11 protein-coding genes are annotated in these 26278 nt (G+C 71.8%); 1 reads left to right on the forward strand and 10 read right to left on the reverse strand.

The window, feature by feature from the left end:
- The 4 genes from V8688_RS19250 to V8688_RS19265 form a co-directional block, all read right to left on the reverse strand.
- A partial coding sequence (locus V8688_RS19250; protein ID WP_342801394.1) for an amino acid adenylation domain-containing protein occupies positions 1-15371 on the reverse strand: 15371 nt, incomplete at its 3' end.
- Positions 15372-15979: 608 nt separating this feature from the next.
- Positions 15980-18250, reverse strand: coding sequence for a polyribonucleotide nucleotidyltransferase (locus V8688_RS19255; protein ID WP_218717773.1), 2271 nt, complete (start codon positions 18248-18250; stop codon positions 15980-15982).
- 376 nt (positions 18251-18626) lie between these two features.
- Positions 18627-18896 (reverse strand): 30S ribosomal protein S15, encoded by a 270-nt coding sequence (gene rpsO, locus V8688_RS19260; protein WP_019048089.1) that lies wholly within the window; start codon positions 18894-18896, stop codon positions 18627-18629.
- A gap of 128 nt (positions 18897-19024) precedes the next feature.
- Positions 19025-19993, reverse strand: a complete 969-nt coding sequence (locus V8688_RS19265) for a bifunctional riboflavin kinase/FAD synthetase (RefSeq protein ID WP_218717772.1) — start codon at positions 19991-19993, stop codon at positions 19025-19027.
- A gap of 69 nt (positions 19994-20062) precedes the next feature.
- On the opposite strand from V8688_RS19265, the gene V8688_RS19270 reads away from it, so the two are divergent.
- A complete protein-coding gene (locus tag V8688_RS19270) occupies positions 20063-20830 on the forward strand; it encodes a metal-dependent transcriptional regulator (protein ID WP_255587519.1) in 768 nt (255 codons plus the stop codon).
- On the opposite strand, the gene V8688_RS19275 is transcribed toward V8688_RS19270, so the two are convergent.
- The 6 genes from V8688_RS19275 to V8688_RS19300 form a co-directional block, all read right to left on the reverse strand.
- Positions 20827-21639, reverse strand: a complete 813-nt coding sequence (locus V8688_RS19275) for a hypothetical protein (RefSeq protein ID WP_342801395.1) — start codon at positions 21637-21639, stop codon at positions 20827-20829. The two genes, V8688_RS19270 and V8688_RS19275, sit on opposite strands and share 4 nt — an antisense overlap.
- Positions 21640-21740: 101 nt before the next feature.
- Complete coding sequence (locus V8688_RS19280) at positions 21741-22163, reverse strand: EF-hand domain-containing protein (RefSeq protein ID WP_218717770.1); 423 nt, start codon at positions 22161-22163, stop codon at positions 21741-21743.
- Between the two features lie 143 nt (positions 22164-22306).
- Positions 22307-23239: a tRNA pseudouridine(55) synthase TruB gene (gene truB, locus V8688_RS19285; protein WP_342801396.1), complete on the reverse strand. Its 933-nt coding sequence runs from the start codon at positions 23237-23239 to the stop codon at positions 22307-22309.
- On the reverse strand, positions 23239-23910 hold the full coding sequence (npt, locus tag V8688_RS19290) for a 4'-phosphopantetheinyl transferase Npt (protein ID WP_218717768.1): 672 nt from the start codon (positions 23908-23910) through the stop codon (positions 23239-23241). The genes truB and npt overlap by 1 nt, the downstream gene beginning before the upstream one ends.
- Before the next feature lie 21 nt (positions 23911-23931).
- Positions 23932-24888: a metallophosphoesterase gene (locus tag V8688_RS19295; RefSeq protein ID WP_218717767.1), complete on the reverse strand. Its 957-nt coding sequence runs from the start codon at positions 24886-24888 to the stop codon at positions 23932-23934.
- A 190-nt stretch (positions 24889-25078) separates the two neighbouring features.
- Complete coding sequence (locus V8688_RS19300) at positions 25079-26209, reverse strand: lipase family protein (protein ID WP_218717766.1); 1131 nt, start codon at positions 26207-26209, stop codon at positions 25079-25081.
- Between the last annotated feature and the right edge of the window lie 69 nt (positions 26210-26278).

The raw sequence follows: 26278 nt of genomic DNA on the forward strand, positions 1-26278 counted from the left end.
GTCGCGATGAGCGAATTGCCGCCCAGATCGAAGAAGTCGTCGTCGGCGCCGACCAGGTCGAGGCCGAGCACCTCCGCGACCACCCCGGCCACCAGCTGCTCCGACGGCGTCGCCGGTGCGCGGAAGGCGCGCGCGAGGAGTTCGGGAGCGGGCAGTGCCCGCCGATCGAGCTTGCCGGACGCGTTCACCGGCAGCGTGTCGAGTACCACGAAGGCGCTCGGCACCATGTAGGCCGGAAGTGCCTGCCGCAGAGCGGCTTTCACCGGCTCCAGGTCGATCGCGCGACCACCCGGCCGGTCGCGGTTCGCCGCCGCGTCCGAGCGGTCCGCATCGAGGCCCGGCCCAGTCGGCGCTTCCGCCGCGGTCGCGGCGCCGGCGGCGAGTGTCTCGCCGGACGGGGCGTGGCATGCGCCTTCCGTGCTCGCGGGGACGAGGTAGGCGGTGAGATAGTCGCCGGTGCCGTCGTCGCGGACGGTGACGACGGCACGGTCGACGGCGTCGAGGCCGGACAGGACGGCTTCGATCTCGCCGAGTTCGATGCGCAGGCCGCGCAGTTTCACCTGGAAGTCGGTACGGCCCAGGTATTCCAGTTCGCCGCCGCGGGTGCGCACGACGAGGTCGCCGGTGCGGTACATACGCTCCCCCGGCATCCCGTACGGATCGGCGACGAAGCGGTCCGCCGTCAGATCGGGGCGGGCCAGATAGCCGCGGGCCAGCTGGACCCCGGCCAGGTACAGCTCGCCGGGGGTGCCGACGGGCACGGGCCGCAGGCGGGCGTCGAGCACGTGCAGCGCGGTGTTGGCGACGGGGGCGCCGATCGGCACGGTGACGGTGTCGGCGTCGGTGACCTCGTGGAAGGTGACGTCGACGGCGGCCTCGGTCGGCCCGTACAGATTGTGCACGGCCACCCCGGGCAGCAGTGCGCGCAGCCGCTGGGCGTCGGCGGCGGGCAGCGCCTCACCGGAGGCGAACACCTGGCGCAGCGACACACAGTCGGCGGCCCGGGGTTCGGCGAGGAACGCCGCCAGCATCGAGGGCACGAAGTGCGCGACATCGACGCCGGCGCGGGTGATCAGCTCCGCCAGGTAGGCGGGATCGCGGTGCCCGTCGGGACGGGCGATCACCAGGGTGGCGCCGACCTGCAAGGGCCAGAACAACTCCCATACCGACACGTCGAAGGTGATCGGCGTCTTCTGCAGCACGACGCCGTTCGCGTCGAGCCGGTACGCGTCCTGCATCCAGACCAGGCGGTTGACGATCGCGGTGTGGCTGACCGCCACGCCCTTGGGCTTGCCGGTCGAGCCCGAGGTGAACAGCACGTACGCCAGATCGGCCGCGCGCAGCGGCCGGATCCGGTCGGCGTCGGTGACCGGATCGGCGGCGAACCCGGACAGGTCCAGGTCCGCGGGATCGACGGTGCGGGTGCCGGTCTCGGGGAACCCCGCGCCGGCGAGCACGCACACCGGGGCCGCGGTCGCCAGCACGTCGGCGATCCGGTCGGCCGGGTGGTCGGGGTCCAGCGGCAGGTAGGCCGCGCCCGCCGCCTGCACGGCGTAGATCGCGACGAGCAGGTCGATGCCGCGGCGCAGGCCCACCCCGACGACGGCGCCGGGACCCACGCCCTGGCCGATCAGGAATCGCGCCGTGCGGGCGACGCGAACGGCGAACTCGCCGTAGATGATCCGCTGACCTTCGAAGTCGAGGGCGACGGCCTCGGGTGTGCGCGCGGCTTGCGCGGCGAACATCGAGACGAGCGTCGCCGCGGTGTCCAGCGGCGCGGCGGTGTCGTTCCACGCCGCGAGCTGGGCGGTCTCGGCAGGATCGAGCAGGTCGATCTCCCCGACCGGGCGCGCCTCGTCGGCGACCACCGCGGCCAGGACGCGGACGAAGCGCTCGCCGAAGGCCACGACGGTGTCGGCGTCGAACAGGTCGGTGGCGTAGCGCAGCCAGCCACGCAGGCCGGGTTCCCCGGCGGCGCCGGTGATCTCGTCGAGCGCCAGCGACAGGTCGAACTGGGTGGTCGCGGCGGGCAGCGCGAACTCGTCGATCCGCAGACCGGGCAGCTCGATGCTGGTGTCGTCGCGGTGCTCGAACGCCAGCATCACCTGCACGATCGGCGAATACGCGGTCGAGCGGGCCGGATTCAGCTCCTCGACCAGCCGCTCGAACGGCAGCTCGGCATGGGCGAAAGCGCGCAGATCGGCCTCGCGCACGTGCGCGAGCACGTCGGCGAATCCGGCGCCCGCGTCGACCGTGGTCCGCAGCACCAGGGTGTTGACGAACATGCCGACCAGATCGTCGAGCGCGGCATCGGCCCGGCCCGCGACCGGCGTTCCGACCACGATGTCGGCTCCGGCCCCCTGCCGCGACAGCAGTACGGCGAAGGCCGCGTGCACCACCATGAAGGTGGAGACGCCGTGGCGGCGGGCCAGCTCCTCGATCCCGGCCAGCACGTCGGCGGGCACGTCGAACCCGACGGCCCCACCCGCACCCGTGCGCACCGCGGGCCGCGGCCGATCGGTGGCGAGTTCCAGCGCCGGGGCGAGCCCGGCCAATTCCTCGCGCCAGTGCCGCAGCTGCCGGGCCAGCCGCGACGCCGGGTCGGCGGCATCGCCGAGCACCGCGTGCTGCCACAGCGTGAAGTCGGGATACTGCACCGGCAGCGGCTCCCACGCCGGCGCCTGCCCCGCACTGCGCGCGGCGTACGCGGTGAGCAGATCCCGGGCCAGCGGCGTGGTCGACACCCCGTCGGCGGCGATGTGATGCACCGCGAGCACCAGCACGTGCTCGACCTCGCTCGGCGTGGACGCCGCATCGCCGCGCAGGGCGGCTTCGGCCACCCCACCGGCGAGGGCGGCACCTTGGCGCGCGGCGGCGACGGAGGACCCGTTCCGACCGGCGGGGATCGACTGCAGCAGCGCGGCGCGGACCGGCGGCTGAGTCGTCAGGTCGTAGCCCGCCCCGACGATCTCGCGGACGGCCTCGGCCAGGTCCGCTTCGGCGATCTCACCGACGACGGCGGGCGGCAGCACCCGGTCCACCGCGAGGACGACCTGGGTGGGTCCCTCGGCGTCTTCGGGGAATACCGTCCGCAGCGACTCGTGCCGCGCGAGCACATCGCCCAGCGCCGCCCACAGCGCGTCGGTGTCCAGCGCGCCGGTCAGGCGCAGCGCGATCGGCAGGGTGTAGACGGCCGAGTCGGGGTCGATGCGGTTGAGCAGCCACAGGCGGGTCTGGGCCAGCGACAACGGGATCCGGGCCGGGCGCGGGTCCACCACGGTCAGCGCGGGCAGCCGCTCGCCGTGGGTGGCGGCACGGGCGGCCAGGCCGGCGACGGTCGGGGCGTCGAACACATCGCGCACGTCGAGCGCGCTGCCCAGCGCCGCGTTGGCGCGGGCGACGAGCCGCATGGCGAGCAGGGAGTTGCCGCCGATGTCGAAGAAGTCGTCGTCGGCGCCGACGCGGGGCAGCCCGAGCAGCTCACCGACCACGGCAGCGAGCGCGGTCTGCGCGCCCGGTCGCGGCGCCACGTACGCGGTGGTCACCGACAGGTCGGCGGCCGGCAGCGCGGCGCGGTCCAATTTGCCCGCGGAGTTGAGTGGGACGGTGTCGAGCACCACCAGGTGGGCGGGCACCATGTACGCGGGCACCCGGCTCGCGACGTGCGCGCGCACCACGGCGGGGTCGACGGCACCGGCGACGTAGGCGACCAGGCACTGCCGCCCGGCGTCGTCGGTCGCGGGCAGCACGGTCGCGTGGGTGACGCCGGGAGCGTCGCCGAGGGCGGCCTCGATCTCGCCCAGCTCGATCCGCAGACCACGGATCTTGACCTGGAAGTCGTTGCGGCCCAGGTACACCAGCGCACCGGCGCGATCGCGGCGCACCAGATCACCGGTCCGGTACATGCGTGCGCCGTCGGGGCCGTACGGGTCGGCGACGAAGCGGTCGGCGGTCAGGTCGGGCCTGCCCAGGTAGCCGCGGGCGAGCTGGTCGCCCGCCAGGTACAGCTCACCGGCGACCCCGGCGGGCACCGGATGCAGCCGCTCGTCGAGCACGTAGGCGCGCACGTTCCAGCTCGGCCTGCCGATCGGCAGCTCGGTCTGCTCGACCGGCGCGGTGATGTGCTGGAAGGTGCTGGTGATCGTCACCTCGGTCGGGCCGTAGGTGTTGTGCAGTTCGGCGGGCAGGGTGGCGAGCACGGTGGCCGCCAGCGCGGCGGGCAGTTCCTCGCCGCCCAGATGCAGCATCCGCAGTCCGCGCAGGTCCTCGGCCAGCCCTTCGGCGAGCATCGCGGCCAGCACCGACGGCACGAACTCGGCGATGGTGACGCCCTGTTCACGCACCACCCGCGCCTGGTAGGCGAGGTCGAGGTGGCCGCCGGGCCGCAGCAGGACCAGGGTGGCGCCGAGCAGCGCCGGGCACAGCAGCTCCCACAGCGAGACGTCGAAGGTCAGCGGCGCGCGCTGCAGCAGCCGGTCGGCCGCGGTCAGGTCGTATTCGCCACGCAGCCAGCACAGTTCGTTGACCACGGCCCGATGCGAGACCAGCACGCCCTTGGGCAGACCGGTGGAGCCGGAGGTGAACAGCACGTAGGCGGGGTGCTCGGGATGCAGCGGGGCGAGGCGTTCGGCATCGGTGACCGGGCCGCCGTGGACCGGCGGCTGCGCGGGGTCCTCGAGCTGCGCGACGGTCAGCATCGGGAAGCCGGAGCGCGAGGCGGCGGCGAAATGCACCGAGGCCGTAGCGGATCGGATGCCGCGGTCGACATGGTCGAGCGCGTCGTCCGAGGCGGCGACGACCAGGCGCGGCGCCGCGGTCTCGAGCACGTGCCCGATGCGGTCGGCGGGCTGGGCCGGATCGATCGGCACGTACACGCCACCGGCGGCGAGCACACCGTGCAGTACCACCAGTAGCTCGATGCCGCGAGGCACCGCGACCGCGACCGGGGTCTCGGGGCCGACGCCGCAGTCGATCAGCCTGCGCGCGAGCCGGTTCGCCCGGGCGGCGAGGGCGCCGTAGGTGATCTCGGCGCCGTCGCAGACGGCGGCGACGGCGTGCGGGTCACGGGCGGCGGCCGCGTCCACCAGATCTGCGGCCAGCGGAGCGCGCAGGCCGAGTTCGGCGAGGACGGGGTCGAGTGGCACGAGGTCACCGTGCGGACCGGCGAGCAGTCGCGCGCGGGCGCTGTCGTCGAGCACGGCGAGGTCACCGACGGCGGTGCCGGGCGCGGTGACGGCGGCGCGCAGCACCCGCTCCAGCATGCCGACCAGGGTCGCGATGGTGTCGGCGTCGAAGAGGTCGGTGGCGTAGCGCAGTTCGAGGTCGAGACCGTCGGCGGTGCCGTCGGCGGCGTAGTGGTCGACGAAGGTGAAGTCCAGGTCCACTTCGATCGGCGCGTCCGGCAGGGTCAGCCCGGACAGGGTCAGGCCGGGCAGCTCGAACGCGGTGGTGCGCTGGTTCTGCAGCGCCAGCGACACCTGGTACAGCGGCGAATAGCCCTGGGAGCGAGCCGGGTTGACGGCGTCGACGAGACTTTCGAACGGCACGTCGGCGTGCTCGAAGGCGTCGAGGTCGCCGGCGCGGATGTCGTCGAGCAGGGCGCTGAACGGCGCGGCGGCGGACACGCTCGCCCGCAGCACCAGGGTGTTGACGAACATGCCGACGATGTCGTCGAGTTCGCGATGCCCACGGCCGGCGACGGGCGTGCCGACGACGATGTCGGTGCCCGCCGACAGCCGCGCCAGCAGCACCGCGAGCCCGGCGTGCAGCACCATGAACGGGGTGGCGCGCTGCGTGCGGGCGAGCTGGTCGATGCGGCGGTGCAGTTCGGCGTCGAGGGTGGTGGTGAAAGTGGCGCCGCGGTTGGAGGCGATCAGCGGCCTGCGGCGGTCGGCGGGCAAGGTGAGTACGTCGGGCAGTCCCGCGAGCCGGTCGGTCCAGTAGGCGAGCTGGTGGGCCAGCGGCGCGTCGGGATCGTCGGCGCTGCCGAGGCCTTCGGTCTGCCACAGCGCGTAGTCGGCGTAGTGCACGGCCAGGGCGGGCAGCTGCGGCTCGGCACCGGCACTGCGGGCCGCGTAGGCGGCGACCAGGTCGCGAGTGAGCGGCCCCATCGACCAGCCGTCGGCGGCGATGTGATGCACGACCAGTACCAGGACGTGCTCGGTCGGCGACACCCGCAGCAGCGCGGCGCGCACCGGCACCTCGGTGGTGATGTCGAAGCCTCCGTCGAGCGTCGCGGCCACGGCGGCGGCCACGTTCCCGGCCTCGATCTCGGTCACCGCGAGCACGGGGACGAACGGCGCGCCGACGAGCTGGGTGGCCTGCCCGTCGAATTCGGGATAGGTGGTGCGCAGCGTCTCGTGCCGGGCGATCAGGTCGCCCAGGGCGCCGCGCAGCGCGGCGGTGTCGAGGTCGCCGCTGAGCCGGATCGCGACCGGGATGTGGTACGCCGTGGAGGACGGATCGAAACGGTGCAGGAACCACAGGCGCTGCTGCGCCGGCGAGAGCGGAATCCGTGGCGGCCGTGGGCCCGCCACCGGTCCGCGCCTGCTGCCGGTGCCGCGCAGCGCGTCCAGGCGGACCGCGAGACCGGCGACGGTGCTCGCCTCGAACAGTTCCCGCACCGGGACCTTCGCGTCCAGGGCCGCGCCGAGTCGCGCGGCCACCTGGGTGGCGAGCAGCGAGTTGCCGCCCAGGGCGAAGAAGTCGTCGTCGGCGCCGGCCCGATCGAGTCCGACGACGTCGGCGAAGGTCGCCGCGACGATCCGTTCGGTGGCGGTCGACGGCTCGCGGTACTCCCGCTCCGGCGATTCCGGCGCGGGCAGGGCCCGGCGGTCGAGCTTGCCGGAGCTGTTGATCGGCAACGCGTCGAGGACGACGTAGGCGCCGGGCACCATGTAGGACGGCAGCACCGCCGCGACGGCGGCATCGAGGACGGCCGGCGTCAAGGACTGCGCTACCGCTGCCTGTCCGTCGGCCGACCTCCTGACCGCGGGGTTCGGACCGGTGACGTCGCCGGCCGCACCTGGGCGGGCAGCGGGCGCGATATAGGCGACGAGCTGGTCCGGGCGATCGTCGTCGGAGCGGACGATCACCGCGACCCGGCCGACACCCGGGACCGCCGCCAGGGCGGCTTCGATCTCGGCGGGTTCGATGCGCAGGCCGCGCAGCTTCACCTGGAAGTCGGTGCGGCCCAGGTAGTGCAGGGCCGGTCCGGCGTGACCGGTGCGCCAGACCACCAGGTCGCCGGTGCGGTAGAGGCGGTCGCCGGTCCCGAACGGGTCGGCGACGAAACGCTCGGCGGTCAGGTCGGCGCGGCCGTGATAGCCGTCGGCCAGCTGGGCGCCCGCCACGTACAGCTCGCCCGGAACACCGGCGGGCACCGGGCGCAGCCGCGAATCCAGCACGTACACGCGGGTATTGGCGACGGGCGTGCCGATCGGAGCGGCGGCGGTCGGCTCGGCGCCGACCCGGTGGGTGGTGACCTGGACGGCGGTTTCGGTGGGGCCGTACAGGTTCACGACGGCGGCACCGGTGGCGGCGCGCACACGCTGGGCCAGCTCGGTGGTCAGGGCCTCACCACCGGCGAAGACCAGGCGCAGGCTCTCCGCGCGCACCGGCTCGGCGACGACGGCGGCCAGCACCGACGGCACGTACTGCACGACGCTGACCGCGTGCCGCGCGGTCGCGGCGGCCAGATAGGCCGGGTCGCGGTGCCCGTCGGCGGTGGCGAGGACCAGCCGCGCGCCGGTCTGCAACGGCCACAGCAGTTCCCACACCGACGCGTCGAAGGTGAACGGGGTCTTCTGCAGGACGGCGTCGTCGCCGGTGAGCGCGTACTCGCGCTGCAACCACAGCAGCTGGTTGACCACGGCCCGGTGCGGCACCGCCACACCCTTGGGCCTGCCGGTCGAGCCGGAGGTGAACAGCACGTAGGCGAGGTGATCGGGGCGCAGCGGGGTGGTCCGCTCCTCGTCGGCGAGCGGCGCCGCCGAGAGCTCCGACAGCTCCAGGGTGTCGATCTCGACGACCGAGTCCCCCACGGCCACACCGTGACCGGTGGCGGTCAGCACGCAGACCGGTGCCGTGCACGCCAGCACGTACGCGGTCCGCTCGGCCGGATGATCCGGGTCGACCGGCACGTACGCGGCACCGGCCGCGAGCACGGCGTGCACGGCGACGAGCTGATCGAGACCGCGCCGCAGGGCCACGGCGACCATCGCTCCCGGTCCCGCGCCCATGCCGACGAGGTGCCGCGCCAGACGATGGACTCGGCTCGCGAACTCCGCGTACGTCAGCGATTCGACGGGGCTCGCGTCCGAGACCGGTTCGTCCGCCGGGTCGGTGTCGACGACCACCGCGACGGCGTCCGGCGTGGCGGCGACCTGGTCGGCGACCAGCGAGGCGAGCGTTGCCGCGGCGTCCAGGGGCAGGTCGGTGGCGTTCCAGGCGGTCAGGATCTCGGTGGATTCGGCCGGGTCGAGCAGGTCGAGATCACCGACCGGCCGGTCGGGGTCGGCGAGGACGCCGTCGAGCAGCCGGTGCAGGCGGGTGGCGAACCCGGCGACGGTGGTCGCGTCGAACAGGTCGGTGGCGTAGAGGAACGCGCCGGACAGGCCCGCGGGGGCGCCGTGCTCGTCGCGGTGCTCGGTGAGGGTCAGTTCGAGGTCGAACTTGGCGACGGCGGTCGGCAAATCGACGCCGGCGACGGTGAGCCCGGGCAGAGCCAGGACCCGCGGGGTGTCCTCGTTGAGCGACAGCATCACCTGGAACAGCGGGTTGCGCGCGGTGGAGCGAACCGGGTCGAGCACCTCGACCAGCCGCTCGAACGGCACGTCGGCGTGGTCGAAGGCCGCGAGGTCGGTCTCGCGTACGCGGGCCAGCAGTTCGGTGAACGAGGCGGCGGGAGCGACCTGCGTCCGCAGCACGAGGGTGTTGACGAACATGCCGACCAGGTCGTCGAGGGCCCGGTCACCGCGCCCCGACACCGGGGTGCCGATCGCGATGTCGGTGGTCGCCGACAGCCGCGCGAGCAGGACCGCGAACACCGCGTGCGCCGCCATGAACACCGTCACACCCCGTGCCCGCGCGAATTCGGCCAGCGCGCGGTGTGTTTCGGCATCGATGTCGATCGGGTGCAGCGCACCGCTGCGCGAGGCGATCGCGGGCCGGGTCCGGTCGGCGGGCAGTTCCAGCTGCTCGGGGACGCCCGCGAGGGTGTCCGCCCAGAACGCCAGCTGTCGCGCCGCCACCGATGCCGGATCGGCGGCGTCCCCGAGGACGGCGTGCTGCCACACCGCGTAATCGGCGTACTGCACACTCAGCGCCGACCACTGCGGCACGTTCCCGGTGGCCCGGGCGCCGTAGGCGGTGAGCACATCGCGGATCAGCGGTCCGAACGAGAACCCGTCGGCGGCGATGTGATGCAGCACGGTCACGAGCACGTACTCGGCCGCGCCGGCTGCCGGGTCCGTCGGCACCGGCGACGCACCGGACGAATCAGCCGCTGCCGCACCGTCGGTGACGCGCAGCAGCGTCGCCCGGATCGGAGCGTCGACGGTCAGGTCGAAGCCCGTGGTGGCGCAGGCGCGCACCGCGTCGGTCAGCGCGGCCGTGCCGACGATCTGCGGCAGCACCTCCGGGACGAGGCCGGTGGCGGGCAGGATCTCGGCGATCGCCTGTCCGTCGCGCTCCGGGTAGCGGGTGCGCAGGACTTCGTGCCGGTCGAGCACGTCGACGAGGGCGGCCTGCAGCGCGGCGACATCGAGCGCGCCGGTCAGCCGCACCGCCATCGGGATGTTGTCGGTGGCCGAGCCGGGGTCGAACCGGTTGAGGAACCACATGCGCTGCTGGGCGGGCGAGAGCGGCAGCGGATCGGGGCGGGTGCCCGCGACGAGGGCGGGACCCGCGCCGGTGCCGCGCAGCCGGTCGGCGGCCGCGGCGAGGGCGAGCACCGTCGTGGTGTCGAAGAGCTGGCGGACCGGGATGCGGAGATCGAGGTCGGTGCCGAGGCGGGCCATCAAGCGGGTCGCCAGCAGCGAGGTGCCGCCCAGGTCGAAGAAGTCGTCGTCACGGCCGACCCGGTCCAGGCCGAGGACCTCGGCGAACGCGGCGGCGACGGCCTGCTCGGTCGGCGACTCGGGGGCGCGGTAGGCGGCGGCCTCGAAGACCGGCGCGGGCAGCGCGGCGCGGTCGAGCTTGCCGACCGGGGTCAGCGGCACGGTGTCGAGGGTGACGATCGCGGCCGGCACCATGTGCGCGGGCAGATGCGCGGCGACGTGCGCGATCAGCGTCGCGGTGTCGACGCCCGCGCCCGCGACCGGCACCACGTAGGACACGAGGACGGTCGCGCCCGCCTCGGTGCGGTGACCGAGGGTGGCGGCGAAATCCACGTCGGCGTGCCGGGCCAGGACGGCGTCGATCTCACCGAGCTCGATCCGGAAGCCGCGCACCTTCACCTGGAAGTCGTTGCGGCCCAAATACTCCAGGTCCCAGTCGGCGCCGGTGCGGACCCAGCGCACGGTGTCACCGGTGCGGTACATCCGCTCCCCCGGCGCGCCGTAGGGATTGGTGACGAACCGGCCCGCGGTGAGCGCGGGCCTGCGATGGTAGCCGCGCGCCAGCTGCGCCCCGGCGATGTACAGCTCGCCGACGACACCGGCCGGAACGGGACGCAGCCGCTCGTCGAGCACCAGTTCGGTGGTGCCCTCGACCGGCGCGCCCAGGGTGATCGGCGTTGTCGCCGTGAGGGGTGCGCTGATGTTGGTGACGATGGTGGTCTCGGTGGGACCGTAGCCGTTGCGGAACACCAGACCGGGGATCGCCGCGGTCCACCGCGCCACCAGTTCCGCCGGGCACGCCTCACCACCGACGACCACGACCCGCAGCTCGTCGAGCCCGTCCGGATTCACCGTGGCCAGCGCCGACGGTGTGATGATCACATGGGTCACCCGCTCGGTCCGCAGCAGCTCACCCAGCTCCGCCCCGCCGAACACGCCGGTCGGCGCGACCACCATGGTCGCGCCCTCGGTGACGGTCAGCAGTAGCTCGGCCACCGAGATATCGAACGACGGCGAGGCCACGTGCAGCACCCGCGCGTCCGCCGACGCCCGATACCGCCCCGCCTGCACCGGCAGATACGCCGCGACGGCACCGTGCGGGATCACCACGCCCTTGGGCAGACCGGTGGTCCCGGAGGTGTAGATGACATAGGCGGGGTCCAGCGGATCCACCGCACGACGTTGTTCGGCCGGCAGGGAGCTGTCGACGTCGGAGGCCACGGCGGCGGCATCCGCCGTGCCGAGCCGGTTCGTCGCCTCGGCGCTCGCCACGGCGTCGAGCGCGAGCCACTCCACGGTGGCGGGCAGATCGGCACGGACGGACCCGACCGTGATGCCCACAGCCGCTCCGGAGTCCGCGAGCATGTGGGTGATGCGGTCGGCGGGGTAGGTCGGGTCGACCGGCAGGAAACCGGCGCCGGAACGCACGACACCCCACACGGCGGTGACGGAGTCGGCGGAACGCGGGATGCTCACGGCGACAAGGTCACCGGCGCCGATGCCGCGACCGGTCAGGTGCGCGGCCAGGCGCGCGGACGCGGCGTCGAGTTCGCCGTAGGTCACGGTGCGCGCGCCGTCGCGGATCGCGATCGCGGCCGGGTCGGCGGCGGCCTCGGCCAGCACCTGCGGCAGCAGCGGGAAGGGATCGGACGGGCCGCCGGTACGACTGGTCAGCTCCGTGAGTTCGGTGTCGATCAGCAGCGGCAGGTCGGCGACCAGGGTCTGCGGCGCGGCGGCGATCGCGGCGAGCAAGCCGGTGAAGCGACGCACCATCCGCGTGATGGTGGACTCGTCGAACAGGTCGGTGGCGTAGGAGAATTCGCCGGACAGACCGGTGGCGTCGGACGCACGCAGGGTCACCGACAGATCGAACTTCTCGATGTCGTAGGGCAGGTCGACGGCGGCGGCACGCAGGCCGGGCAGCTCGAATGTGGTCGGCGGCAGGTTCTGCAGTGCCAGCGCCACCTGGAACAGCGGGTGACGACCGGCCGAGCGCGGCGGCGCGAGCACCTCCACCAGGCGCTCGAACGGCAGGGTGGTGTGGTCGAACGCGGCCAGATCGCCGGTGCGGACCCGGCCGAGCAGTTCGGCGAAGGACTCCCCGCCGCGCACCTCGGTGCGCAGGATCGCGGTGTTGACGAACATGCCGATGACATCGTCGAGTTCGGCGGCGCCACGCCCGGCGACCGGGCTGCCGATCGCCACGTCGGTGGTCCCCGACAGGCGCGCGATCAGCACCGACAGCGCGGCGTGCAGGACCATGAACAGGGTCGCGCCCTGCTCGGCCGCCACCGCATTCAGCGTCGCCACCAGCTCGGCGTCGAGCGCGAACTCGACCCGGCGGCCCCGCATCGACGCGACGGCGGGACGCGGGCGATCGGTCGGCAGGCTGGATTCGTCCGGCAGCCCGGCCAGCGCCTCGCGCCAGTAGGCGATCTCCCGCCCGGCCCTGGAGTCGGCATCGTCCTCGGACCCGAGCAGTGCTCGCTGCCACAGCGTGTAATCGGCGTACTGCACCGGCAGCGGCGCCCACTGCGGCGCCGTGCCCTCGGTCCGCGCGTAGTAGGCGGTCATGGTGTCCCGCACCAGCGGGCCGGCCGACCAGCCGTCCGAGGCGATGTGGTGCACCACCAGCACCAGCACGTGGTCACCGTCGACCTCGTACAACCGCGCCCGCAGCGGCGGCGCGGCGGTGACATCGAACCCGCGCAGAATCTCCGCGGCCAGCGTCTCGGGAAGGTCGTGCGTCGCGACACCGATGGGCGTGAGGATGCGGGACAACACCGACGCCGACTCGACCCCGCCGACCCCCGACCCGGCCGTAGCGCCGGCAACGCTCGCAGCGTCGACAGCGAGAAGGGTCGAGTTCGACTCGGCCGCAAGCACATCGAGTGCCTCCGCCGGGGACAGCACGCGCTGTGTCCCGACCCCGTCGACCTCCGGGTACACCGTCCGCAGCACCTCGTGCCGGGCGATCAGATCGCCGACGGCGGCGCGCAGGGCGTCCAGCTCGAGCGCGCCGGACAGGCGGACGGCGATCGGGATGTTGTAGGCGCCGGTCTCCGGATCGAACCGGTTCAGGAACCACATCCGCTGCTGGGCGGGCGAGAGCGGCAGCACCTCGGGGCGCGGGCCCGCGACCAGAACCGGCCGGTCGTCGACGGGCCCGCCGTCGACGAGCTTCGCCAGCACGGCGACGGTCGGATTGTCGAAGAAGTCCCGCACATCCACCCGCACACCGAAATTCGCCTGCAGGCGGGCGATGGCACGGGTGGCGATGAGCGAGTTGCCGCCGAGGCGGAAGAAGTCGTCGTCCAGGCCGACGGTCTCGACGTCGAGCAGATCGCCGAACAGCGCCGCCACGGCGCGCTCGGTGGTGGTGACCGGCGCGCGGAACTCCGCGGCCGCGACCCGGAAGTCGGGCTCCGGCAGGGCCTTACGATCCAGCTTGCCGCTGGCGTTGATCGGCATCGCGGGCAGCTGCACCAGCAGCGAGGGCACCATGTACTCGGGCATCGACGCCTTCGCGTGCGCGACCAGCTCGGCCTCGTCGAGCGGTGCGCCGTCGACACTGACCACATAGCCGACCAACGCCTCGCCCGCGGCATACCGATGCAGCACCACCGCGGCATTGCCGACGCGCGGATGCGCGGCCAGCACGGCCTCGATCTCCCCGAGCTCGATCCGCAGACCACGCAGCTTCACCTGGAAGTCGGTGCGCCCCAGGTATTCCAGCTCGTCCCCGCCGGGCAGTTGCCGCACCAGGTCACCGGTGCGGTACATGCGCTCGCCGGGCACGCCGTNCCCCAGGTATTCCAGCTCGTCCCCGCCGGGCAGTTGCCGCACCAGGTCACCGGTGCGGTACATGCGCTCGCCGGGCACGCCGTACGGATTGGCGACGAAGCGATCGGCGGTCAGGCCCGGCCGGGCGACATAGCCGCGCGCCAGCTGCACCCCGGACAGGTACAGCTCGCCCACCACACCCGCGGGTACCTGGTCGAGGTTCTCGTCGAGCACCAGCAGCCCGGTGTCGTCGGCGGGACCGCCGATCGGCACCGATACCTCGTCGGCGTCGCTCACCTCGTGCGCGGTCACGTCGACCGCCGCCTCGGTGGGCCCGTACAGGTTGTGCAGCGCGGTCGCCGACAGCTTGCGCAACCGCGTGGCGGTGGCGGCGGGCAGCGCCTCCCCGGAGGCGAACACCATCCGCAGCGAGGACAGGTCCACCGGTGCGGTGGTCTCGGACAGCTCACCGGCGAACGCGGCCAGCATCGAGGGCACGAAGTGGGTGACGCTGACCCGGTGCTCGGCGATCAGCGCGGCCAGGTAACCGGGATCACCGTGGCGACCGGGTTCCGCGACGACCAGTCTGGCGCCGATCTGCAAGGGCCAGAACAGCTCCCACACCGACACGTCGAAGGTGTAGGGCGTCTTCTGCAGCACCACGTCGGCATCGGAAAGCGCGTAGCGGCGCTGGCGCCAGTCCAGGTTCGCCACGATCGCGCCGTGGGTGACCGCCACGCCCTTGGGTCGGCCGGTCGAGCCCGAGGTGAAGATGACGTAGGCGGTATTGCCCGCCCGCGCGCCGCCGTCCACCGCGGCGGGCGGCGCGGTCCAGTCGATGTCGTCGGTGCGCAGCACGGGGACGCCGTTGAGATCGGGCTCGTCGGCGGCCCGGGTCACCACCACGACCGGACGGGCCACCTCGAGCACGTAGTGCAGCCGGTCCACCGGGTGATCGGGGTCCAGCGGCACGTAGGCGCCACCGGCGCGCACGATCGCGTGCACCGCGACGATCAGCTCGAGGCCGCGTCGCATCGCCAGCCCGACCAGCGCCTCCGGTCCCACCCCGAGGGCGACCAGCCGCCCGGCCAGCACCCGCACCCTGGCATCGAATTCGGCGTAGGTCAGCGTCCGCGCGCCGAACTGCACCGCGACCAGGTCGGGGGTGCGGGCCAGCTGCTCGGCGAAGCGGTCGACCAGGGTCGGCGCCTGCCCCGCCATCGGCGGCTCCATACCCAGGGCGGCCAGGGCGTCACCGGCCAGCGCGTCCAGCAGCACTCCGAAGGTGCCGTCGGCGGCGTCGACCACGCCGGGGAACAGTTCGGCGAGCACGACCTGCACGAGGCTCTCGGGGTCCAGTGCGCCACCGGTCAGCTCGGCCATCGTCGTCAGCTGGGCGTCGAGGTCGGCGTAGGACACCGCGGTGCCGTCGAAATCCACCGCGATCCGGGCCGGCTCCATCGCCGCGACCGTCGCCACCAGCGCCGCCAGCTGTTCTGTTCCCGCGCGCGCCGGAGTGGTGTTGGTCATCTGGACTGCCTTCCATCTACCGACCGCAGGTGACGCCACGCGGCCGCAATACAACTCTCGGAATTCCCCCGGACCCACCGGGGTGACGGGATCGGCTCGGGGCGGCCAACCTCGGACACCCAGCCCGAAATCCGCCCGCTCACACCGGCATTCAGTGCGATCGGCTATGACACGATCGCGACCCGCCGGCTCGCCGCCATGCAACCAGCTATGACTCGGTTATCTCCCGACCTCCATCGTCAACCCCGACACCTGACACCCGCGCCCGCAGACGAGAGAAGCGTATTCGGTCCGATAATAAACCGGACCAGATTCCGTCAAAATCTCGGTCCGGGGCCGCGAATTCCGGCGCTGAGAACGGTCCAGCAATTCGACCGCATACGCCGAGGGGACAGCTCTCGCCCGATCGCCCGTGCGGGCGATGTGGCGGCTGTCGGCACAGGTTCGCACTGTGTCGGGCAACACTATGTGAAACAACGTTGCATCAACGTTGCATCGCAGTGATTCACACCACTTTTCCTGGAACGCGTCGTCCCCCGACACGACGAAACCCCCCGCCGGGGTGAACCGGCGAGGGGTTTCGGTGATCGGTGAAGCTACCGGCGCGCTTACTCCGCGGCGGTGTCCTCGGCCGGGGCGGCCTCGGCGGCCGGGGCCTCGTCTTCGACGGGGACCAGCGAGATCTTGCCGCGGTTGTCGATGTCGGCGATCTCCACGCGCAGCTTGTCGCCGACGTTGACCACGTCCTCGACCTTGGCGACGCGCTTGCCGTTGCCCAGCTTGGAGATGTGCACCAGGCCGTCGCGGCCCGGCAGCAGCGAGACGAACGCGCCGAAGGCGGTGGTCTTGACGACCGTGCCCAGGAAACGCTCGCCGACCTTCGGCAGCTGCGGGTTCGCGATCGCGTTGATCGCGTCGATCGCGGCCTGCGCCGACGGCCCGTCGGTCGCACCGACGAACACGGTGCCGTCATCCTCGATGGAGATGTTGGCGCCGGTGTCCTCGGTGATCTGGTTGATCATCTTGCCCTTGGGCCCGATGACCTCACCGATCTTGTCGACCGGGATCTTGATCGCGGTGACGCGCGGGGCGTACGGGCTCATCTCGTCCGGGGTGGCGATGGCCTCGGCCATCACGTCCAGGATGGTGGTGCGGGCGTCGTGCGCCTGGTTCAGCGCACCGGCCAGCACCTGCGAGGGGATGCCGTCGAGCTTGGTGTCCAGCTGCAGGGCGGTGACGAAGTCACGGGTACCGGCGACCTTGAAGTCCATGTCGCCGAAGGCGTCCTCGGCGCCGAGGATGTCGGTCAGCGCGACGTAGCGGACCTCGTCCTCACCCTTGTCGTTGGTGACGGTGTCCGACACCAGGCCCATGGCGATACCGGCGACCGGCGCCTTCAGCGGCACACCGGCGTTCAGCAGCGACAGGGTCGAGGCACACACCGAACCCATCGAGGTGGAACCGTTGGAGCCCAGCGCCTCCGAGACCTGACGGATGGCGTAGGGGAACTCCTCCTGCGAGGGCAGCACCGGCATCAGCGCACGCTCGGCGAGCGCGCCGTGGCCGATCTCGCGACGCTTCGGCGAACCGACGCGGCCGGTCTCGCCGGTGGAGAACGGCGGGAAGTTGTAGTGGTGCATGTAGCGCTTGGAGGTCTCCGGGCCGAGCGAGTCGACCTGCTGGGCCATCTTCACCATGTCCAGGGTGGTGACGCCCATGATCTGGGTCTCGCCACGCTCGAACAGCGCCGAACCGTGGGCGCGCGGGATCACGGCGACCTCGGCGGACAGCGCGCGGATGTCGGCCAGACCACGGCCGTCGATGCGGAAGCCATCGGTCAGGATGCGCTGGCGCACCAGCTTCTTGGTGACCGAGCGGAACGCGGCGCCCAGCTCCTTCTCCCGGCCGGTGAAGTCCTCGCCCAGACGCGAGAGCACGTCGAGCTTGATCTCGTCGATCTTGGCCTCGCGGGCCTGCTTGTCGGCGATGCTCAGCGCCTCGTTCAGCTCACGCTTGGCGGTGCCCTCGACGGCCTCGAACACGTCGGCGGCGTACGGCGGGAAGAGCGGGAACTCCTCGGTGGGCTTGGCGGCCAGGGTCGCCAGGTCCGACTGCGCGCGGCACAGGCGGGCGATGAACGGCTTGGCGGCCTCGAGGCCCTGGGCCACGACGGCCTCGGTGGGCGCCTGCGCGCCGTCGGAGATCAGCGCGATGACCTTGTCGGTGGCCTCGGCCTCGACCATCATGATGGCGACGTCACCGGACTCGGTGACCCGGCCCGCGACGACCATGTCGAACACGGCGCCCTCGAGCTGCTCGACGGTCGGGAACGCGACCCACTGATCACCGATCAGGGCGACGCGCACGCCGCCGACCGGGCCGGAGAACGGCAGACCGGAGATCTGGGTGGACGCCGAGGCGGCGTTGATGGCCACCACGTCGTAGAGATCCTGCGGGTCCAGGCTCAGCACGGTGACCACGACCTGGATCTCGTTGCGCAGGCCGTCGACGAACGACGGGCGCAGCGGACGGTCGATCAGGCGACAGGTCAGGATCGCGTCGGTGGAGGGGCGGCCCTCGCGACGGAAGAACGAGCCGGGGATGCGGCCCGCGGCGTACATGCGCTCTTCGACGTCGACCGTCAGCGGGAAGAAGTCGAACTGGTCCTTGGGGTGCTTGCCGGCGGTGGTCGCCGACAGCAGCATGGTCTCGTCGTCCAGGTAGGCGACGACGGATCCGGCGGCCTGCTTGGCCAGACGGCCCGTCTCGAAGCGGATGGTGCGGGTGCCGAAGCTACCGTTGTCGATCAGCGCGACCGACTCGAAAACACCGGGCTCGACCTCGACCGCAGTCGAAGCACGTTCAGTTGTCTGCGTCATTTTTCTTCTCTCGACCTCTCGTCTCGCCGGAGCGCAGCACCATGTGGGCGCGAACCAGCTATTTCGTCAGCCGTACCGGACACGGACACGTGGAAACCCTCCTGGCTGCCACGCGCAGCACCCGGCCGGATCCCCTTGGAAGCGGCGACGCGGAGGCGGTCATCGATCGAAGCCCGACGGCGGCGGGAAAAACGCCTGCCGAAAGGCCACTACCGAAGACCGACGCCACGCGGACGGATGCACACGGCTGTCACATGTTGTAGTGCACGCGGAAACCCGATGGTCGCCGAATACACGAATAGCCAACGAGAAGAAGTGTACTTCTTCCCATTGGCTACTCGCCGACCGCCTCAGCGAGGAGGCGTGTCGAAGCAGATCAGCGGCGCAGGCCGAGACGCTCGATGAGCGAACGGTAGCGCTCGATGTCCTTGGCCTGCAGGTACTTCGACAGGCGACGACGACGACCGATCAGGGCCAGCAGGCCGTGCCGGGTGTGGTGATCGTGCTTGTGCTGCTTGAGGTGCTCGGTCAGGTCCGAGATCCGCTTCGACAGCAGCGCGATCTGCGCCTCCGGCGAACCGGTGTCCTTCTCGTGCAGGCCGTACTCGGCCAGAATGGCCGACTTCTGCTCAGTGGTCAGCGCCATGCGGCATCGACTCCTCTTTCTCAGTTCCGCGCTCGAAGTCCCGGTTACCCGGAATGGGCGCCACCGCGGACCGCAGCAAACCCGAGGATCGACTGTACCGGAGCGCTCGGGCGCGGGCCGCACCGGCCTCAGGCGTCGGCGGCGGTGAGTACCTTGCGCGCGTTCTCGACATCGCGGCCCATGGCCTCGACCAGGTCGTCGATGGTGTCGAACTTGCGCATCCCGCGCAGTTGCTCGACGAAGTCGACCGCCACGTGCTGGCCGTACAGATCGGCCTCGCCGTCGAGGACGAAGGCCTCCACGGTGCGCGAACGGCCGGAGAAGGTGGGATTCGTGCCGACCGAGATGGCGGCCATCGCGCGCGCACCGGGCTCGACCGTGCCGATGGTCGGGCCGGGGCCGAGCACGGTGAACCAGCCCGCGTACACGCCGTCGGCCGGGATCGCCGCGTGCATCGGCGGGGCGACGTTGGCGGTCGGGAAACCGAGCCCGCGACCGCGCCCGTCACCGTGCACGACGACGCCCTCGACCCGATGCGGACGGCCGAGCGCCTCGGCGGCGGCCGCCATGTCGCCCGCGTCGACGCAGGCGCGGATGTAAGTGGAGGAGAAGGTGACGGCGTGCTCGCCGAGCAGGGTGACCCCGTCGACCTCGAAGCCGAAGCGGGCGCCCAGCTCGCGCATGGTGTCGACGGTGCCCGCGGCCTTCTTGCCGAAGGTGAAGTTGTCGCCGACGACGACCTCGGTGACGTGCAGCCGCTCGACCAGCAGATCGTGCACGTACCCGGCCGGGGTGAGCTTCATGAACTCCTGGGTGAAGGGCATCACGCAGAACACGTCGATCCCGAGTTCCTCAGCGAGCTCGGCCCGCCGGGTCAGGGTGGTGAGCTGGGCGGGATGGGAACCGGGCCGGACCACTTCCATCGGATGCGGATCGAAGGTCATCAGAACCGAGGGAACATCACGCTTCTTCGCCGCGGCCACCGCGCGGCTGATCAGCTGCGCGTGCCCGCGATGCACGCCGTCGAACACGCCGATCGTGAGGACGCAGCGCCCCCAGTCGGCGGGCACATCGTCGAGACTTCGCCATCTCTGCACAGAGCGAAGCCTACGCAACGTTATTCGCCGGCGCCGTGCCGGTCCGCCGATGTGTCATTCGGGCCAGGGATGCCTAACATCAATGATGTGCCAGGTAAACGAGATGTCGCTACCCGCCGAGCGTCGACAGCGCCCGGTGAACAGGCCGAACTCGCTGCCACCGCGACGCTCGCGCCCGAATTGTCCGCAGTGGCGCAGGACTATCTGAAAGTCATCTGGACCGCCCAGGAGTGGTCACAGGAGAAGGTCTCGACCAAGCTGCTCGCCGAGCGGATCGGCGTGTCGGCCTCGACGGTGTCCGAGGCGGTCCGCAAGCTCTCCGATCAGGGTCTGGTCGAGCACGCCCGCTATGGCTCGATCACCCTCACCGAGCACGGCCGGCGCGCCGCCGTCGCCATGGTGCGCAGGCACCGGCTGATCGAGACGTTCCTGGTGAACGAGCTCGGGTACGGCTGGGACGAGGTCCACGACGAGGCCGAAGTGCTCGAGCACGCGGTCTCGGAACTGCTGATGTCGCGCATCGACGCCAAACTCGGCCACCCCGATCGCGATCCGCACGGCGACCCCATCCCGTCCGTCGACGGCGCGGTCCCCACGCCCCCGGCCCGGCGCCTGTCCGACTTCGCCGCGGGCGAATCCGGCCGCGTCGCCCGCATCTCCGACTCCGACCCCGCCATGCTGCGCTACTTCGACTCGGTCGGCATCGCCCTCGACACCGTGATCGCGGTCGAGGAGCGCCGCGATTTCGCCGGCACCATCGCGGTCCGCATCGCCGCCGCCGACACCCCGACCGAACTGGGCACCCTTGCCGCCGAAGCCATCTGGCTGACCGCCTAGCAGCTGAAGTAGGACCGCAGCGTATCCGGGACGCCGGCGGCGGTGGCCTCGGCCCAGCACGTGTCGTGCGGGAACCGGACATAGGTCGTCCAGGTCCCGGGGGCGCGGGTGATGATGCGCTGGTTGTCGCCGGGGCTGTTCCAGGAGACGACGGCCCAGCGGCCGTCGCAGTGGGAGATGGTGGCGGCGGGCACGGGGTCGACCCCGAGTTCGGTCTCGACGGTGGCTTCGGCGCAGGCGGGCGCCGGTGCAGTGTCCTGGAAGCGCAGGTTCCCGGTGACGGTCGCGCCGGCGTCGACGAGGAAGAGCGAGTGCATGCCCTCGGGAACCGGATCGGTGCCCGCCGGGGCCGTCATCCCGAAGTGGTAGCAGCCCGTCACGGCGGTGAAGACGGCCACGCCGGCGGCGTCGGTGACACCGTCCTGGCGTTGCGTTTCGGTGGTCTCGCCGACGGGGATGTCGCGACCGGCCGGGTCGCACGGCTGCTGAAGCGAAAGACGCACGGGGACACCGGGAACCGGAACACCGGACAGCGTCGCCGTGCGCAGGACGACGGTTCCGGTCCCGGGCACCGGCGCCGGAGTAGTGCGGGTGGCTGTGGGCGCGGTGGAGGTAGCGACCGGCGCGCTCGTCACCGGTGCCGCGCTCGGCGGGATGATCACCGGCGGCCGGGAGGTGCTGGTTGCCGTACTCGGCCGGACCGAACTCGACGCCCCCGACCCCTGCGGATCACCACCACCGCCGCATCCCGCGAGCAGCAGCGTCCCCCCGACGACGACGCCGATCCAGGTCTTCCCTCGTGCAGCCATGGCCCACCCCTCCGTAGCCGAGAGCTATTCGTCCTGGCTATCGCGACGAAGGGCGGTGGCGTTAACCACCGTCCAGTGGCCCTGACACCACGGCGGCGTGCTCAGCGGGACAGGAAGTCCAGCAGGACACGGAATTCCGCGAGCGAGAGGTAGCCGTCGCCGTCCTGGTCGGCCGCGGCGAGGAGGTCCGCGGCCGGTTCCTCGATGCGGCCGCCGCCGACGTGGCGGATCAGTGCGTCCAGTTCGCTCACCGAGATGCGGCCGTCGCCGTTGACGTCGAAGACCCGGAACGCCGCGTCGGCGTCGGTCACCTCGATACGGCCCTCGACCACGGCGGCGTCGAATTCGGCACGGGAGACCAGGAAGTCGCCGTCGGTGTCGGCGGCGGCGACCAGTCGTTCGATCGCCGCGCGGTCGACCTCGATACCGGCGGAACGGATTCCGGCGGCGATGTCGTCCACCGACACCAGCCCGTCCCCGTCGCGGTCCCACAGCGTGAACGTGTCGACCGGCTCTGTACTCATCGCGCTACCCTTCCCCGCGATCGGCGACATCCGTACGCCGACCGTCACCGCCACTCTACGTAGGCGCGAACGACGATGTCCGGCGACGCAGACATCGGCCCGCGGGAATCCGCCGAACACCACGCGGCGCACGACCATTCGTCTCAGTCGCCGATGCCCTGGGGACGGACCACCATCACCGAGGCCGCGCGCTTGCCGCTCTCCTCGAGCAAGGCGATGGCCTTGCCCGACGGATCGATGGCCGCGTACACGCCTTTGATCCCGATCGGCTCGAGCCAGCGGCCGTTGCGCAGGTCGTTCGCCTGGGACTCGTCGATGTCGCGGTGCGGGAACGCGGTGCGGACCGCGGTGTCGATGTCGAGGCTGAGCAGGGGCTGTTCGGCCGCCGCGGCGGCGGCCAGTTGCTCCAGGGTGCGGGCGTGTTCGAGGGTGAACGGGCCGACTCTGGTGCGACGCAACGCCGTCAGATGCCCGCCGACGCCGAGGGCGGCGCCGAGGTCGCGGGCCAGGGCGCGGATGTAGGTGCCCGAGGAGCACTCGACTTCGACGTCCAGATCGACGAATTCGCCGTCGGCGACATCGCGGCGGGCCAGCACCTCGAAGCGCGACACCGTCACCGGACGGGCCGCGAGCTGCACGTCCTCCCCGGCGCGGGCGCGGGCGTAGGCGCGCTCGCCGTCGACCTTGATGGCGCTCACCGTGGCCGGGACCTGTTCGATGTCGCCGGTCAGCGCCGCGACACCGGCCGCGATCTCGGCGTCGGTGACGTGCAGCGCCGGGGTGGTCGCGGTGACCTCGCCCTCGGCGTCGTCGGTGATCGTGGCCTGGCCGAGCCGGATGGTCGCGGTGTAGGCCTTGGTGGTCAGGATCAGCTGGCCGAGCAGCTTGGTCGCCCGTTCCACGCCGAGTACGAGCACGCCGGTGGCCATCGGATCGAGCGTGCCCGCGTGCCCGACCTTCTTGGTGCGCAACAGCTTCCGGCTGCGCGCGACGACATCGTGGCTGGTCCAGCCGCCGTCCTTGTCGACGATGACCAGGCCGCCGAGCTGGTCGACCGCGGGGGTGCGCGCGGCCATCAGCCGTGCGCGATCGCGGTCAGGATCAGCCCGTCGGCGATCATCCAGCGGCCGTCGAACGAGGTCAGCGGGGCGCCGCCGTCGTTCGTCGTCCCGGGCACGAGCAGCTGCGTGTGGAAGGTGCCCGTACCGGAATCGGCGGTGCGGGAATCGATCTCGACGCTGATGTGCGCGTCCTCGAAACCGAGCCAGCGCAGCGTCAGCGGGAACCAGGCCTTGTAGGTGGCCTCCTTGGCGCAGAACAGCAGGCGGTCCAGGTGCAGACCGTCGGCGGGCGCGGTGGCCAGCCAGTCCCGTTCGGCGGGCAGACTGACCGACTCGAGCACGCCCTCGGGCAGCGCGCCGTGCGGTTCGGCGTCGATACCGACCGAGCGGAAGCGCAGCGCGTGCGCCATCGCCGCGGCGCGGTAACCGTCGCAGTGGGTCAAGCTGCCGACCACACCGCGCGGGAACAGGGGCATGCCCCGCTCCCCCTTGCCGATGGCCACCGGCGGCTCGCCCAGTTGCTCGAGCGCGAGGCGGGCGCAGTGGCGGGCGCCGATGAAGTCGCGCCGACGCTTCTCGACCGACTTGGCGATGAGGTGTTCCTCGGCGGGGTGCGCCTTCAGGTCCTCCGGGTACGCCAGCAACTCGGCGGCGGCCACGCCCGAGGGCAGAATGTTGTCAATCATCGGGTCCCAGCCTAGTAGTGGTCAGACGCCGCGTCGGCGGTCGGCCTTGGCGCGCATCTCGGCCGCGGCGGCTTCCATTTCCGGGGTGACGCTGAAGTGGCCGCCCCAGGCGTTGAGGTCACCCTCGGCGTAGACGGGCTCGGGCAGGATCTGGCGCAACAGCGGCTCGGGCATGCCGCGACGTTTCCATTCGCGCGGGTAGCCCAGCGACACCTCTTCGAAGCGCACGCCGTCGTAGTAGGTGGTGCGCGGGATGTGCAGGTGCCCGTACACCGAGCAGACCACGTTGTAGCTGGTGTGCCAGTCGGCGGTGAGGTCGGTGCCGCACCACATCGAGAACTCGGGGTAGAACAGGATCTCGGTGGGCTGGCGGACCAGCGGGAAGTGGTTGACCAGCACCACCGGGGCCTCCGGGCCCAGCGCGTCGAGGCGGCGCTGGGTGTACTGCACGCGCGCGTGGCACCAGGCGTCGCGGGTGAGGTACGGGTCGGGGGTCAGCAGGAACTCGTCGGTGGCGACGACATTGCGTTCCCGCGCGACGGCCAGGCCCTGCGCCTTGGTGGTCGTGCCCGCGGGCAACCAGGAGTAGTCGTAGAGCAGGAACATCGGCGCGATGGTCACGCGGCCGCCGTACTGCTCGGCGCCCGAGCCGGTCCACACCGGGTACGGATCCTCCGGGGTCACCACGTCGAGGTCGCGGCACATCGAGACCAGGTAGTCGTAGCGCGCGGCGCCGTGCATCTGCACCGGGTCCTTGGGCGTGGTCCAGAGCTCGTGGTTGCCCGGCACCCAGATGACCTTCGCGAACCGGCCGCGCAGCAGCTCCAGCGCCCAGCGGACCTCGTCGGCCTTCTCGCCGACGTCACCGGCGACGATCAGCCAGTCCTCCGGCGAATCCGGATGGATCTGCTCCACCACCGGCTTGTTGCCCTGATGCCCGACGTGCACATCACTGACCGCCATCAACTTCGGAATCACCTGTCCACAGTGGCACACCCGCGAACCGGCGCCTGCGCGGGTTCACCCGATCCGATCACGCGGTCGTCAGCGCCCCTCGGCGACCAGCAGATCCAGCAGCGCCGATGCGGCCGTGTTCGTGTTCTACGAGGCGTGGCGCGGCAGCGCGGATTGTGGACCACGCATCTCGCGCTGCCGCACATGCGCGAGTTCAGGAGCGGAACAGGCCCTCGACGAAGGACAGCACCTGCGGCCGCGCCTGCGCGTCGATCTCGGGATGCCCGCCCGGATACTGGCCGAACTCCACGGCGGTGCCCGCCGAGCGCATCTGCGCGAGCAGGGTGTAGGTCATCGGCAACGGGACCACCGTGTCGGCGGCGCCGTGGACGATCAGGATCGGCTGCCGGTAGCCCACCGTGGGGACCACCATGTAGTCACGCAGCGCCGCGCCGATGCCGTCGGCGTCCACCGGGCGCGCCAGCAGCGCACCGATCGACGCGCCGTCGACCACCGCGCCGAAATCGTCGACGCAGCTGGTGGCGATCGCGTCGACGACGTCCCGGCCGCGCGAGCTGAGCAGGCCGTTCACATCCAGATCGGGGCGGGCGGCGCGCAGCCCGGCGAGGATGCCCGCGAACGGGCCGACCAGCTCGTCCACGATCGGCAGATTCGGCACCCGCGGGTCGAGCCGGGACAGGATCTGCTCGAAATTGGATTCCGGCGCGAGCGCGACGGTGCCGCGGAAGTCCAGCTCGGGGGCGTAGTCGTCGGCGAGATTGCCGGTGGCCAGCGCCGCGTGGCCGCCCTGGGAGCCACCGACCACCGCCCAGGTCGCCGACAGTCCCGGCTCCGCCGCGCGGGCGGCCCGGACCAGGTCGATCGTCGCCGTCGCCTCGGTGCGGGTGTGCAGGTACGGATGCACGGTGTCGGAACCGACGGACAGCCCGAGATAGTCCGGCGCGACCACGGCCCACCCGCGGTCGAGGAAGGATTGCAGCAGCGGCCGCTCGTGGACCGCCTTGTTCGTCGTGATGCCGCACTGCGGACCCAGACCGCTGGTGCCGTGGTCCCAGGCCACGACCGGATAGCCGCCGGCCGGTGGCGGCGAGTTCGGCAGCAGCACGAGACCGGCGCCGTTGATCAGGCCGCCGGTCGGCCCCTCGGTGCGATAGTCCACGATCGCCGCGCGGGACCAGTCACCCCAGCCCGCGGGCTGGTCGATGTGCCCGAGCAACGCGCCGGCCCCATCAGGTGCGGCTTGCGCTGCGGGAACCCCGATTCCGAGCCCGGCAACCAGGACCGCGGCGACGACCGCCGATCGGAGACCGATACTCCTGGACATCACGCCACGCACTACTTCGCCTCCATCATCGGTTCGAAGTCCTCCGTCCCGACGGTAGTGCGACATCGC

This window comes from Nocardia sp. No.11, assembly GCF_038752175.1.
Taxonomy (GTDB): domain Bacteria; phylum Actinomycetota; class Actinomycetes; order Mycobacteriales; family Mycobacteriaceae; genus Nocardia; species Nocardia canadensis.